The organism is Psychromonas aquatilis (assembly GCF_038155185.1).
GTDB lineage: Bacteria > Pseudomonadota > Gammaproteobacteria > Enterobacterales > Psychromonadaceae > Psychromonas > Psychromonas aquatilis.
On the sequence record NZ_JBAKAZ010000007.1, the window covers coordinates 43,112 to 57,381 of the forward strand.

Below are 14,270 nucleotides of genomic sequence, written 5' to 3' on the forward strand. Positions count from 1 at the left end.
ATATGATCATTTATTTACACGGTTTCGATGCAACAAGTCCTGGCAACCATGAAAAAGTGATGCAGTTAAAGTTTATTGATCAAGACGTGCGTTTTGTCCATTACAGCACAATCCACCCGAAACTTGATATGAGCCATATCCTTAAAGAAGTACATAGCCATATTCGAACCAGCGACGATAAGAATCCCCTAATCTGCGGCGTTGGTTTAGGCGGTTATTGGAGTGAACGTATTGGTTTTTTATGCGGTATAAAACAAGTTATTTTTAACCCTAATTTGCATCCGGAAGATAATATGGTGGGGCGCATTGAATGGCCTGAAGAATATTTTGATATTGGTAGTAAATGTAGCGAAGACTTTAGAGAGAATAATAAGCATCAATGTTTATGTATCCTGTCTACTGTTGATGATGTGATCGATAGTAAACTGAGTAATTATGAGTTAACTGATTATTACCCAATTATCTTTGATGATAAGCAAGGGCATAAATTTAGAGATATTGCTGTGCATTTACCGACGATTAAAAAATTTAAAGCGGAAGGTAAAATATAAAAACTGTGTTTTCATTGTTAATAAAGATCAGCTAATAGATTTTATTTATCTGATCTTTACCTCTCTTAAATAACCAATATTGAATATTTACTTGTTTAGCTTCTCATTTTAAATAAATTTTCGTGACTAAGGTCTCCTTTTTTTATATTCTTCTACTCCAACAAATGAGATCTAGATCAAGTTTTTTATAAAGTATATTTATCTTATACTCAAGCAACCTATTAATGTTATGTTTTGATCGTTTGAAATAACTACTTTTCAGCGTTGAAGCAATAGAATTGATACTGCAATGAGTAAGATTGATTAAATTATTATTAGTGTCTTTTGTAAAAAAACTTAATAACAGAGGTAATCATGAAAAAGGTAGTCATAGTTGGTGGTGGCGCAGGTGGTTTAGAGTTAGCGACTAAATTAGGTAATAAATTAGGTCGTAAAAATAAAGCACATATCACATTAGTTGATAAAAATAGTACGCATTTATGGAAACCCTTGTTACATGAAGTAGCAGCGGGATCGTTAGATGATGGTATTGATGCTGTTAGTTACCGTGCTCATGCAACAAATCATTCTTTTCATTTTAAATTAGGTGCGATGCGCAACTTAGATCGTGTTGCCAAAACCATTTCTATTGACCCTATCTATGACGAAGAAGGCTGTATGATACTGCCTGAAAGTAAGCTCGAATACGATATTTTGGTGATGGCATTGGGAAGTGTTAGCAATGACTTCAACACTAAAGGTGTGAGCGAACACTGTATCTTTTTAGACAGTCCTGACCAGGCAAAAAAATTCCACCATAGAATGCTCAATAAATATTTGCAGCTAGGTGTGAAAGAAACGAATTCAGTGAATGTTTCTATTATAGGTGCGGGTGCAACAGGCGTAGAGCTATCTGCAGAGCTATATAATTCACTTAAACAAGTGTCCAGTTATGGTTTTTCTCACATAAAAAGTGCCGATTTACATGTTAATTTGATTGAAGCAGGTAGTACTATATTGCCAGCACTTCCTGAGCGTATCTCTGCCTCTGCTCATCAAGAGTTATTAAAATTAGGGGTTGATATCCGTACTAACACCATGGTGACGGAAGCAAATGAAAAGGGCTTAATAACTAAATCTGGTGAGCTAATTAAAGCGGATTTAATTGTTTGGGCTGCTGGTATAAAAGCGCCTGATTATCTTAAAGAATTAGCAGGTTTAGAAACGAATAGAATCAACCAACTGGTTGTAAAACCTACATTACAAACAACTCAAGATGATGATATTTACGCAATCGGCGATTGTGCAAGTTGCGCATTGCCTGTAGGTGGCTTTGTTCCTCCACGTGCCCAATCTGCTCACCAAATGGCTAGTTTGGTTGGTAAAAACATTATGGCGACATTAAAAGAAAAACCATTATCAGAATATAAATATACTGACTATGGCTCACTTGTATCATTGAGTAATTACAGTACTGTTGGGAGTTTGATGGGTAACCTGATGCGTGGTTCAATGATGGTTGAAGGGCGTTTAGCTAAAGTTGTGTATGTGTCGTTATACAGAATGCATCAAGTTGCATTACATGGTTATATTCGTACTGGATTAATGACGATTGTAGAAAAAATTAATCGCGTGTTACGACCAAGATTAAAACTGCATTAAGATATAGTAAATTAAGTTAGTAAATTCAATGCCTCATTTATGAGGCATTTTTATATCTACATATTCACTATGAGGTGTTTCGCGAGGCTCCTTATTAATTAAAATTTTTTAACGATGCAAATAAGTCGCTCATCATTGTAAATAACGCACTAGTTTTTAATATCATTACTTATTACTTAGTCGCAGTAATTGATTTGAAACTATCTTTAAATCGTTGGCTTTTGACAATATAGATTAGGCTCCATAGTGTAATAACGAGCTGTATAGAAGCTGTTAATGAATAATGAAAATGAATAGTTGATAAATAATAAACCTGCAAGATACAATCTAAGATAACCGCTGCCCAGATCATAAATAAACAAAATGGCCAGCACTTGTGCGCCCATTTATCTTCTGCATGTCTTCTTCCATAAATAGCAAAAACAATGATCGCTAAACAACCAATCAGTAAACCTTGATAAAAATGTAATTTATTGGGATAGAATATGCTAAGTAATTGATTCCCTGTTTGTTGAGAAACCAATGAGATGCTCAATAATGCCCAAGTTCTGGCTAAAAATAATAAAATTAAGATCAGTAGAGTAGGGGCTTTTAAATTACCTGACTCGGTGTAATTATCTAAAGGGTAAATATTTTTTGTCATGAGGGACTCTAGAGGTAAACACCTCAGCATCATTAAGAAAACCGAGGTGTTGCTAATTGGAAATATATTTTAATAATACATCACTATTGAATTTGGCAAACAGTACAATAGATGTATTGGTTTTTAGGGTCATTGATTCGCGTCATGAAATCAGTTTGTTGTTGTAACTTTTCAAACATTGAAAATAAAGCGGGTTGCTGAATAATGCCTGTTGGTAAGTAGCTGATCGATGCTGACAATACTCTATGAACAAATAATTGTTTGGGGGTCATTTCTGGTTGTATTGACACTGTATCGAATTTATCTAACTCAGCTAGCTGAGCAGCAAGTGCAATGGCATCTTGTAAATTCCCAAGCCCATCTACTAAGCCATTTTCAATAGCGTCAATACCAGTCCATACACGCCCTTGAGCAACATTATCAACCTCTTCCTTAGTCATATCTCTCCCTTCAGAAACCACACTGAGAAAGTTCTCATAACCACTTTCAATGCCTATTTGAAAAATTTCTGCTAATTCAGGTGTTAAAGGCTGTGTAATACCGATATTTGCAAGTTCATTGGTTGAAACTCCATCTTGATAGACACCAATCTTATTTAATGACTTATCAATGGTTGCGAACATACCAAAAATACCTATTGAACCCGTTAATGTAGTCGGTGAGGCAATAATTTTATCTGCAGCTGAAGCAATCCAGTAACCGCCTGAAGCTGTTACAGAGCCCATAGAAACAATCACTTTTTTATTGGCTGTTTTTAAAGCAAGTACCTGTTGGCGAATATTTTCAGAAGCAAACGCACTGCCTCCAGGTGTATCCAAACGTAACACAACAGCTTTAATCCGTTTGTTGTTAATTGCTTGTTTAATTAATTTATTAAAGTTTTTGTCACTAATAGCGACGCCTTGCGCATAGCCTGACACAATTTCGCCTGAGCCATGGATAACGGCAACTTGATCATTCACCCCTGTTTCTTGATAACGAGAAGGGATGGTGCTGCTATAGAAATGATAATTAATGATATGAGATGTTTTATTTTGCTCTTGTTGTGGTGATTTCAAGTTTTCAATAAAGCTATCAACATAGGCTAATCTATCTACTAAACCGACAGATTTTGCATACTTGCTGGCATCACCAGATGCATTTAGTAAGTTTTTCTTAAGTGTTGCTAGATCAGGATTGATCGAATCAATATTGATCAACGGATTTTTATCACGGTTAGCTATTACACGTTCTATGTAACTCTGCCATATTTGATCAAGCCAATGTTGATTAGCTTGTTTACTATAATCAGACATTGAAGTTTCAGTGAACGGTTCAACAAAGGATTTATAGGTACCGACTTTAAAAATATGGGGAGTGATCAATAACGAGTCTAATAAATCTTTAAAGTATAATCGATTAACTGCATAACCCTGTAAAGCAACCATGCCATTAGGCGCTAACGTAATGTCGTCAGCAAAACTGGCTAGGTAATATTGTGACTGACTATAATTATCAGAATAGACAGAAACAGATTTTCCTTCATCTTTAAATTCGCTGATCGCTTCCCCAATATCAGTAAGCTGATTTAAACTGGCAGGCTGAAGGTTAGTGAGATTAATAGCAAGCGCTGAAATGTTATCATCTTTCTGTGCATGTTTGATGGTATTAATAACCTGTTCAACTTCATATTCCTGTGTTGTGTTAGGGTTGCTAGCTGTTAGTTGTTTAGATAACGCTTGTGATAAATCAATGGGTTGTTTTTGTTCTACAAGCCGACCATTAAAATTAATTAATAACGTTGAGTTATTTTCAACAATAATCGGGGTTTCTTCAGTGGTCACTGAGAAGTAAAAGAACAAAATAACGGCAATAAATATAACATTAACGATTAACAAACGAATGAAATTGATTAGTTTCGCGGCTTTTACAAAAACATTTTTAATAAAACCAAATAGGCGGCCCATGACAATCCTTATACGGTGTTGATTTATAGAAATTTTGGATAAAAAAAAGCACCAATTACTTTTTCAATAATTGGTGCCTTAAATGATAATCAATTTTTGCTTTAGAAGCTTGAAGTATCTACAAATAAACCTACTTTCAAATCTTCAGCTGTGTAGATAACTTTACCGTCTACTTCAACCACACCATCAGCAATACCCATTACTAATTTACGCATGATTAAACGTTTCATAGTAATACGGTAAGTTACTTTTTTAGCCGTTGGTAAAACTTGACCAGTAAATTTAACATTACCTACACCTAGTGCACGACCTTTGCCTGGACCGCCGCTCCAACCAAGGAAGAAGCCAACAAGCTGCCACATAGCGTCCAACCCTAAACAGCCAGGCATTACTGGATCATTTGGGAAGTGACATTCAAAGAACCACAATGCTTTATCGATATCTAATTCTGCAATTAACTCACCTTTACCATGCTCGCCACCGTCTTCAGTGATAGAAATGATACGGTCTAGCATTAACATATTGTCAACTGGAAGTTGGCAGTTACCTTCACCAAATAACTCACCTTGACCACATTTGATTAATTCTTCTTTGTTGTAAGAGTTTTTACCCAACTCTTTTTGGGATACGATTTTAGTCATAATTTCTTTTCTTAAAAATTTGAGAAGGTGAAGTATTAAACAAAAAAATAACTTAATACTACGGAATACTAAGCGGCACACTTTATATGACGCGGTTTAAACAATCAAGAATTATAAAATACATGATTTTTTAAGACGCTTTACCCTTAGCTAAATAATGCATTTTTTAGACGAGACAACAAATTAAAATCCGAGTCATCTGCTTCATCTTTATTTGTTTCTTCAATTCTAGCATTAATCGTTGTAATCACTTGTTTAAAGCTTTTGCCCAATAAAATCGGGAAAGCTTGGTGACAATGAGCAATAGGGTAAACAACAATTTTCCCTGTTTCTATTAACGCTAATGTTGCTTGGTTTAAGGTTAAGTTTAGGATATTCGCACTTGGCATCAAAACTTTAACTGGATCAGATAGCAAACCTAATTCAAATAAACGTGTTACCGATTCAATTTTTTGATTAATCCCGCCAATAGGTAATACATTACCATGTTGATCTAATGAACCAGTGACAAATACATTTTGTTGAACAGGGGATTGTGAATAACAAGAAATAACAGCGATTAAGATAGCTAAAGAAGCACTATCACCATCACTTTCTTGATATGACTGCTCAAAGACTAAATTACATGAATAGGGGAAAGCAGCAATATGACTGAAAAAATGATTCAAATAACCCTGAACGATTAAGGTACTTTTTGCATGAATATTACCCGCTAACTCTACTTTACGCTCTACGTCGATAATTTCACCATCGCCAATCATGTCACTTGCTGAAATTCTAAAGATTTCACCAAATTCGCATGGGTAACCTAACAATTCAACGACAGATAACCCATTGATTTGACCAATCTTCTCGCCAGATAATTGTAGATTAATCTGGCCTTCAAGTATTGATTGCTCACTGTATTTTTTTGCTAAAGATTGTGCTTTATCAATTTCATCAAAATAACAAAGTAAATCATTGTCACTGACTTCATTATTTTCTGTATAAAGATTGGCATATTGTAGCATCTGCTCAATGAATTCAGGTGAGAATAGTAGTTGCTGTTGATGTTGGCATTGCATGCTTAAGTGATTAAATAAAGCCAGTAAAGCTTGTTCATCTAATGGCTTTATATTCAATTCTTGACATTGTTTGTGGCAATAGTTGATTAATGCATTAATGTTACTTTGTGATACGTGCACTTGGCTTGGTAGCTCACAAAACAATGAAGATACTTGTGTATATTCAGGATCAATCTGAATTAATTCTTCTAATTGCATACGACTTGCCACTAAAATTATTTTAGTGTTGATGAAGCAAGATGAAAGGTTTGGTAACGCTATTTTTATTTTTTCTGCGTTGACTAAATCACTGGCTTGTAAATAACCACGTTGTAACAATGATTTCAAACTAAACCAAAGACTAGGATCAACTAATAAAGGGCTAATATTAAGTGTTAGCACACCATCATTGCGTTTAATCAATTCACCTTCTTGAATACTCAATGTGTGATTTTGAGCTTCAGAAATACGACCAAACAGTGATTCTTTATCATAACTTAATAAGTAAGCGCTATTGCTTGGCTCTGGCATTATTTGTTGTAGCAATTTTTGTGCACTTTGCCAATGTCGGCTGTTAATCAGTAATAATGAAGTTGGTAGTTTTAAATAATGGTCAATAATAGCAACAGCTTCAGGGAACAGTGTTAACAGCTCTGGTTCCTGTGTTTTTTTATATGCTGCAATAAGTGGTGCAAAATCACTTGTGCATTGCTGTTTTATTAAAGGTTGTAAATTGTCCGCGACCAGTTCAGGTTTATTAGCGACATCGTTTGAAGTTGTAGAAGAAATATTGTTGGTCAAAGTGTCTGCTCTAGTTAAAGTAAAAGGAGGCAATTTAACATAGTCCTCCCTATAAAGTTAACAAGAATATGCTTATAGTTTATAACCTTTCACTTTTTGTTGTTGATATTTCGTTTCGCAGCCCTGACAGCGTTGTTTAGTCGGGCATACGAGTAACTCGTCAATGGTCAGTGGAGCTTCACAATCTGAGCACAAACCATAGAGTCCTAACTCTATTCCTTGCAGTGCCGCATCAATGCTTTGAATTTGTTGTTTGTATAAACTAAGGGAGTGGCTTTCACTTAACATTAAATTATCGATTAATACGTCAGCATTCATATAATCCACTTGATCAACTAAATCGTTCAAGTACTTTTTTGAAGAAACGGCTAATCTTGTTTTCACTTTCTCTTTGATTTTTGAAAGCTCTATTAATAATTGTTGTTGTAAAAGAACTTGTTGTTCAGATGTAATCATTTGCATAACAGGCCTCATAAATTTTTTGTTTATTTATCATAATACTTACCACTCTACAGTTAATGATTTATATCAAGTTTGTTTTATTTGAATGACTTATTCAGTCCTATGATGCTAAATTAATTCATTATTTTACGGTTGGCAGAAGGGGACAGGACTCATTTAATTCTTGGAGAGTTTTAGATAATTAAGCAAATATAAGCGTTAATAATAAAAGACTTTTATAAGTAAATTAAAAAGGATAGTTTTTGATTATATAACTCTGTTATAATTAAACGTTATAAGCACTCAATAAATATAAGCTGATAAATTTATGAAATTGCAACAATTACGATATATTGTCGAAGTCCTCAATCATAACTTGAATGTCTCTGCTACTGCTGAAAATCTTTTTACCTCTCAGCCGGGCATTAGTAAACAAGTTAGAATGTTAGAAGATGAACTGGGTATTCAAATTTTTGAGCGCAGTGGTAAGCACTTAACTAAAGTGACGCCAGCGGGACAAGAAATTATCCGTTATTCAACGGAAATACTAGGTAAAGTAGAGAGTATTAAAGCTGTTGCTAATCAATATACCATGCCAGATCAAGGTACATTAAATATTGCCACAACGCATACGCAAGCGCGTTATGCATTACCTGAGATCATCAATGGCTTTATTAAGCGCTACCCTAAAGTGTCTCTACATATGCATCAAGGGACACCAACTCAGATAAGTGAATCTGTAGTTAAAGGTAAGACAGACTTTGCAATAGCAACGGAAGCGTTACATCTTTATCAAGATTTAATCATGCTGCCTTGTTATCACTGGAATCGCTCGGTAATTGTTCCTAAAGATCACCCTCTGGCTAAAGTTGATAAGCTAACGATAGATGATATAGCACAGCATCCTATTGTGACTTATATTTTTGGCTTTACAGGGCGTTCAGAACTTGATGAAGCATTTAATGCATCAGGTTATAAACCAAATGTTGTGTTCACCGCAACAGATGCAGATGTAATTAAAACGTATGTCCGATTAGGCTTAGGTGTGGGGGTTATTGCAACAATGGCCATTAATGATAATGATGATTTCTGTGTATTGGATGCGAGTCATATTTTCAAATCCAGTTTAACCAGTATTGGCTTTAGAAAAGGCTCTTTCTTAAGAGATTATATGTATGATTTCATGGTGCGCTTTGCACCGCATTTAACACGACCTTTAGTGGAAAAAGCAATTCAACTAAAATATACCGCAGAAGTAAATAAGTTATTTGAAGGGATTGAGTTACCTGTCAGATAATCATGTCATTGCTTAACTTATATTAGCTATCATCATGTTATACAGATGGTTGTTATGTTACTCATTATTCTGATTAACCTGGTAAAATAGTGTAATAAATATTTGTTTTTAAAGTAAGCGATGAATCATTTCACTTCAAATGCTATCGCGTTTTCTCACTATTGTGCTCAGTTATACCAGCTATATTAACAACTAAGTGGTGTTATTGCTGGTCTTCGCAAGCCTATTAGTGTTATATGAATAAAAAGGTGTTATGTGAATAAAAAGCCACTCATAAGAATGGCTTTTATTTGATTCAGAGTGATGAGTTTGTTCCTTATTGCTATGCTGTAGCTTCATCCACTAGGTACAAAATAGACTGATAAGGAATGCCACTGTGATGTGAAAGGCCTATTTCACAGGTGCGACTATTACTAAATCCTCGTTTACAATCCTCAGGTACTTGATCCTTAAGTGTGTGTACTGCTGCGGCATTTAATTCGGGCGTGGTAAACCCTTTATCTCCTGCCCACCCACAGCATTGAATATGTTCAGGCACAATCACTTCCTCAGCACAAGACTTAGCTAATGTGAGCATGCTATTTTCTAAGCCCATTCGTTGTGCGCTACAAGTAATATGTAACATTACTGTTTCTTTTATCGGTGCAAACTGTAAATGCGGTGATAAATATTTAAGTACAAACCCAGTCGGCTCTAATAGTTCCATAGAGTGTGTAAACTTATCAATACTTTGTTTTGCACAGGGACTAGTATCCATTAAGATTGGCCATTTCCCTTGTTCACTCGCTTGCCATAGTGCGGCTTCTAACTGCTGTGATTTTTGTAATGCAAGTTCACTCATGCCTTTACTGTCATAGGGCATACCACAACATTGATCAGCTAAAGCATCTGGAACGATAATCTCAAAACCTGCTTTTTTAATTAATGATTCCGTAATTTCAGTTAATGATCGGCTGTCATTATTATCGGCTTGTTGCCCCATTGTACGAGCGGCGCATGATGGAAAATAAACGACTTTTTTACTGTCTTTATTTTGGCTAAAAGTGCTGCTCACTTTATGTTTGTTGGCGGTCGGCATTTCTGGAATCCACTGCGGTGTTTTCCCTGCACTTAAGCTACGTACCTTATTCGACACTGTTGAAATTGCTTTTTTACCTAAGGCTTTTTGAGCAACATTGCTTACTTTTAGTCCTATTTTTGCCATTTTAGTCGTTGTTCTAAAATGCTCTGCAGTCCAAGATGCGATTGGAGTAAATTTCTTATATTTACTGGTGCGTAATTGTTTAACTAAATCACCTGTATTGATGCCAACAGGGCAACGTTCAGAACATAACCCTGTTGCAGCGCAGGTATCAATTCCCTGATATTCAAAAACATCTCGTAATACCTTAGCATTTTCCGTTTCATTATTATTCTCTCTGCGTTGTAGTTCTCGATATAAGACAATACGTTGGCGAGGAGATAAGCTGAGTGTTCTTGAAGGGCAAACGGGCTCACAAAAACCACATTCAATACAGCGGTCAATTAAGTCATCAGCTTTAGGCATTGGCTTTAAGCTTTTAAGGTGTGACTTTGGGTCATCATTAATAATGACACCTGGATTTAGTATGCCATGCGGGTCAAACAATGCTTTAATTTTTTGCATTAAATCATAACCATCTTTACCCCATTCTAGTTCAACATAAGGTGCCATATTACGGCCTGTTCCATGCTCTGCTTTTAATGATCCTTGGTATTTAACGGCTACTAATTGTGCTACAGCATCCATAAAGTCACCATAACGCTTTATTTCTTCTTGCGCATCGAAACTTTGAGTAAATACAAAATGTAAATTACCTTCCAGTGCATGTCCGAAAATAATGGCTTCATTGTAATTGAATTGCTCAAATAGTGCTTGTAAGTCATGTACCCCTGCGGCTAAATGTTCAACTGGAAAAGCGACATCTTCTATAATCACGGTGGTACCGACTTCTCTTACTGCGCCAACGGCAGGGAACATGCCTTTGCGAATGCCCCATAAGGTAGCCACAGTATTGGCATCGGTAGTAAAAGAGACTGACTCAATAACATTAAACTTAGCAATTGTTTGCATAATAGCCTGACATTGTTGATCTAATTGCGCAGTATCACTTGCTCTAGACTCAATTAATAGTGTCCCTGCTTGTAAATCTAATGTTTTAAGGAAACTTGGCATACCTGGTTTATCGGCAACTGAACGCATTGCTCGACCATCCATCATCTCAACTGCCGAAACAGGCTGTCTTGTTAATGCGGTTACCGCTTTACTTGCTTCATCAATGTTATTAAAAACAATTAAAGCTGATGCTTTGTGAGGATGCTCTACAACAGTGTTATAGGTAATTTCAGCAATAAAACCGAGCGTTCCCTCAGATCCGATCATTAAATGTTCAATCACTTCAATAGGGTCTGCATAATCGACTAATGAATTGAGTGAATAGCCAGTGGTATTTTTAAGGCGATATTTATGATTAATACGCTGTGTTAATTCAGCATTGTTGGTGACATCGGCGCATAAACTTTCAATGCCTGCAATTAACTCGGATTTATTTAATTTAAAATCCGCAATACTATCCTTATCAGCTGTATCAAGTAATGTGCCATCTGAAAAAACTAACTTCATACTATCAATAGTTCGGTAGGAATTTTGTGCTGTTCCACAACACATACCACTCGCATTATTTGCTGCAATACCACCGATTTTACAAGCGTTGATAGAAGCAGGGTCAGGTCCTATTTTACGCCCGAATGAAGCAAGGTATTTATTAGCATCGGCTCCAATCACTCCTGGTTGCAGTGTGATTTTATGTCCATCATCATGGATTTTATGACCACGCCAATCATCGGTTAATGTAATTAATACCGAATCTGATACTGCTTGACCTGATAAACTGGTACCCGCCGCACGGAATGTACAGGCAATGTTTAGCTCGCCGCATAATTTAATGGCAAAGATCACTTCATCAATGTTTTTTAATCGTAATACCATTTTCGGGATTAAACGGTAGAAGCTAGCGTCAGTACCATAGGCAAGTGTTAATGCTTGATCGGTAAATATTCTATTTTGGTCAATCTGTTGCAACAACAATGATTCTAATTTTTGGTAGGGGGTTTGACTGTTTTTCATTATAGTTCCTCAAGATAATTAGCAACGAATTGACTTATAATATAGCTGCGAGAACGAATTAATTATTCAATGTCGATGACAACAAGCCAACTGATAATTAAGACAATAATCGTTACATGGTATTTTAATGTTTTATTGTTTACTTAAGTTCGCCCCACAAAGTTAACCTTAGTATTCCAGATAAGGTAGGTCGTTGTGAGCAGTTAAAGTAGATGCGCGGGTTAATACTTAACCCGCTTAAAAATGTAATTTATTAGTTTATTTTTTTAATTTATGATTTCTAAATGTAATATTATCAAGTCATGGTTAACCACCTTGGGCTGACATTAAACTGTCACTTACATTAAAACCATAAATGATAACTAAGCCAATAATGCCAGTGACAGCAACATAATAGAATGTAGGGATAATAGTCTTACGTAGAATGATTCCCTCGCGGCCTAATAAGCCAACTGTCGCGGAGGCAGCAACCACATTATGAATGGCAATCATATTGCCCGCTGCAGCACCAACGGCTTGTAGAGAAACGATCGCGGTACTTGATACTGCTAACGTTTGTGCGACTTCAAACTGGAATTGGCTAAACATCATATTCGAAATAGTGTTTGAACCTGCGATAAATGCACCTAAGGCTCCGATGAAAGCACTAAGTGCTGGAAATAAATCACCCACGAGATTTCCTGCAAAATTAGCGGTAGTCACTGGCATACTTGCTAATTCAGCTCCATTAATACCGGAGTTAATAAAAATGCGTACCATTGGAATTGCAAAGATTAAGACGAATCCAGCACCCAGTAATGTTTTGCTTGATTCTTTAAATGCACAGCCTAGTGGTCTAAGGCTATTAGATTGTAATAACACCGCGAGTAGGGCGACAAACACTAAAATCCCGCCGGGTAAATAAAGAGGCTCAATCGCTGAGCTTATTCCTGTTTCTCCTAAAATATTAGTAAATGATAAGCTAACACTTCTTAAGAAGTCTTTAAATTCGACACTAATACGGCTAAACACTAATATAATGGCTAGTAATAAATAAGGTAACCAGGCCAAGGCCAAACTTATTTCCTTTTTCTGTTTTGTCTTTTTAAAGTCATCTTTTAAATTCATCTTGAGTGAGCCTAACCATTCCTTAGGCCATTGATATTGTGCTTCAAAGTCCCACACTTTTTTAGGAACAAGAAATCCTTTTTTAGCCGCAGTAACAACAATAGTAAGGCTGATTAGCCCGCCCATTAAAGATGGAAATTCAGGGCCAAGGAAAGCACCTGTTAAAGCGTAAGGTACTGTAAATGCTAAACCAGCGAAAAGCGCAAAAGGTAATATGTTTAAGCCTTCTGTCCAATTTTTGTTCTTACCAAAAAATCGCGTTAACATCATTGCCATTAATACTGGTATCAATGTCCCCACAATGCCATGAATAATAGCGACATTACTGGTTATTTCTTGTAAGTAATGCTCCCACGTAGCGCCACTTGAAGCTAATGTTTCTGAGATATTGTGAGTATCAAGACCTTTATTAACACCGACTATGATCGGGGTACCGACAGCACCAAATGAAACCGGCGTTGATTGAATCATCATACCAATTACTACCGCGGCTAGGGCAGGAAAACCAATAGCAACTAACAGTGGGGCAGCGATAGCGGCTGGGGTACCAAATCCAGATGCACCTTCAATAAAGGAACCAAAACACCAAGCGATAATGATCGCTTGAATACGTCGATCTGGTGAGATGTTGATGAAACCATTGCGAATAACATTGATGGCACCGGTATGTTTTAAGGTATTGAGTAAAAAAATAGCACCGAATACAATCCATAATACCGACACTGTTATCATTAATCCCTGTAGAGAAGAGGCAATAATACGTGTTGACGACATGTCCCAAACAAAGAAAGCAATGATGGCTGTTAATAAGAAAGCGACGGGCATTGCTTTTTTAGCTGGCCAATTGAGGCCGACTAATAAGATGGCTGCCATTACGATTGGTGAAAATGCAATTAATGCAAGTAACGTACTATTCATTCCTTTTCCTTTCCTTTTGAATACGATGGTTATGCCCTCATGACTAAACACACAGGCATTGCTTAATTTCTCTTTATTGTTAATCACTTGTTAATG

At 36.2% G+C, this 14,270-nt stretch carries 10 protein-coding genes; 3 read left to right on the forward strand and 7 right to left on the reverse strand.

What is annotated here, in order from left to right:
- Positions 1–2: 2 nt before the first annotated feature.
- Complete coding sequence (ycfP, locus tag V6256_RS03120) at positions 3–551, forward strand: alpha/beta hydrolase YcfP (RefSeq protein ID WP_341596600.1); 549 nt, start codon at positions 3–5, stop codon at positions 549–551.
- A 354-nt stretch (positions 552–905) separates the two neighbouring features.
- Positions 906–2,192 carry an NAD(P)/FAD-dependent oxidoreductase gene (locus tag V6256_RS03125; protein ID WP_341596601.1) on the forward strand — a complete coding sequence of 429 codons (1,287 nt, stop codon included), beginning with the start codon at positions 906–908 and terminating at the stop codon, positions 2,190–2,192.
- A 172-nt stretch (positions 2,193–2,364) separates the two neighbouring features.
- Here V6256_RS03125 and V6256_RS03130 read toward each other — a convergent pair whose 3' ends face one another.
- The 5 genes from V6256_RS03130 to V6256_RS03150 all read right to left on the reverse strand — a co-directional run bounded on the left by V6256_RS03130 (position 2,365) and on the right by V6256_RS03150 (position 7,728).
- Positions 2,365–2,835, reverse strand: a complete 471-nt coding sequence (locus V6256_RS03130) for a DUF2919 domain-containing protein (protein ID WP_341596602.1) — start codon at positions 2,833–2,835, stop codon at positions 2,365–2,367.
- Positions 2,836–2,918: 83 nt separating this feature from the next.
- Positions 2,919–4,781 (reverse strand): signal peptide peptidase SppA, encoded by a 1,863-nt coding sequence (gene sppA / locus V6256_RS03135; protein ID WP_341596603.1) that lies wholly within the window; start codon positions 4,779–4,781, stop codon positions 2,919–2,921.
- A 101-nt stretch (positions 4,782–4,882) separates the two neighbouring features.
- Positions 4,883–5,422 (reverse strand): bifunctional 3-hydroxydecanoyl-ACP dehydratase/trans-2-decenoyl-ACP isomerase, encoded by a 540-nt coding sequence (gene fabA / locus V6256_RS03140; RefSeq protein ID WP_333381774.1) that lies wholly within the window; start codon positions 5,420–5,422, stop codon positions 4,883–4,885.
- A 146-nt stretch (positions 5,423–5,568) separates the two neighbouring features.
- Positions 5,569–7,266, reverse strand: a complete 1,698-nt coding sequence (locus V6256_RS03145; RefSeq protein ID WP_341596604.1) for an AAA family ATPase — start codon at positions 7,264–7,266, stop codon at positions 5,569–5,571.
- Positions 7,267–7,338: 72 nt separating this feature from the next.
- Complete coding sequence (locus V6256_RS03150; protein ID WP_341596605.1) at positions 7,339–7,728, reverse strand: molecular chaperone DnaK; 390 nt, start codon at positions 7,726–7,728, stop codon at positions 7,339–7,341.
- 307 nt (positions 7,729–8,035) lie between these two features.
- Between V6256_RS03150 and cysB the strand changes: the two genes are divergently transcribed.
- Positions 8,036–9,004 carry an HTH-type transcriptional regulator CysB gene (cysB, locus tag V6256_RS03155; protein WP_341596606.1) on the forward strand — a complete coding sequence of 323 codons (969 nt, stop codon included), beginning with the start codon at positions 8,036–8,038 and terminating at the stop codon, positions 9,002–9,004.
- 322 nt (positions 9,005–9,326) lie between these two features.
- Here cysB and V6256_RS03160 read toward each other — a convergent pair whose 3' ends face one another.
- Together V6256_RS03160 and V6256_RS03165 are read right to left on the reverse strand one after the other, a co-directional pair.
- Complete coding sequence (locus tag V6256_RS03160) at positions 9,327–12,149, reverse strand: FAD-binding and (Fe-S)-binding domain-containing protein (protein WP_341596607.1); 2,823 nt, start codon at positions 12,147–12,149, stop codon at positions 9,327–9,329.
- A 306-nt stretch (positions 12,150–12,455) separates the two neighbouring features.
- Positions 12,456–14,174, reverse strand: a complete 1,719-nt coding sequence (locus tag V6256_RS03165) for an L-lactate permease (protein ID WP_341596608.1) — start codon at positions 14,172–14,174, stop codon at positions 12,456–12,458.
- Between the last annotated feature and the right edge of the window lie 96 nt (positions 14,175–14,270).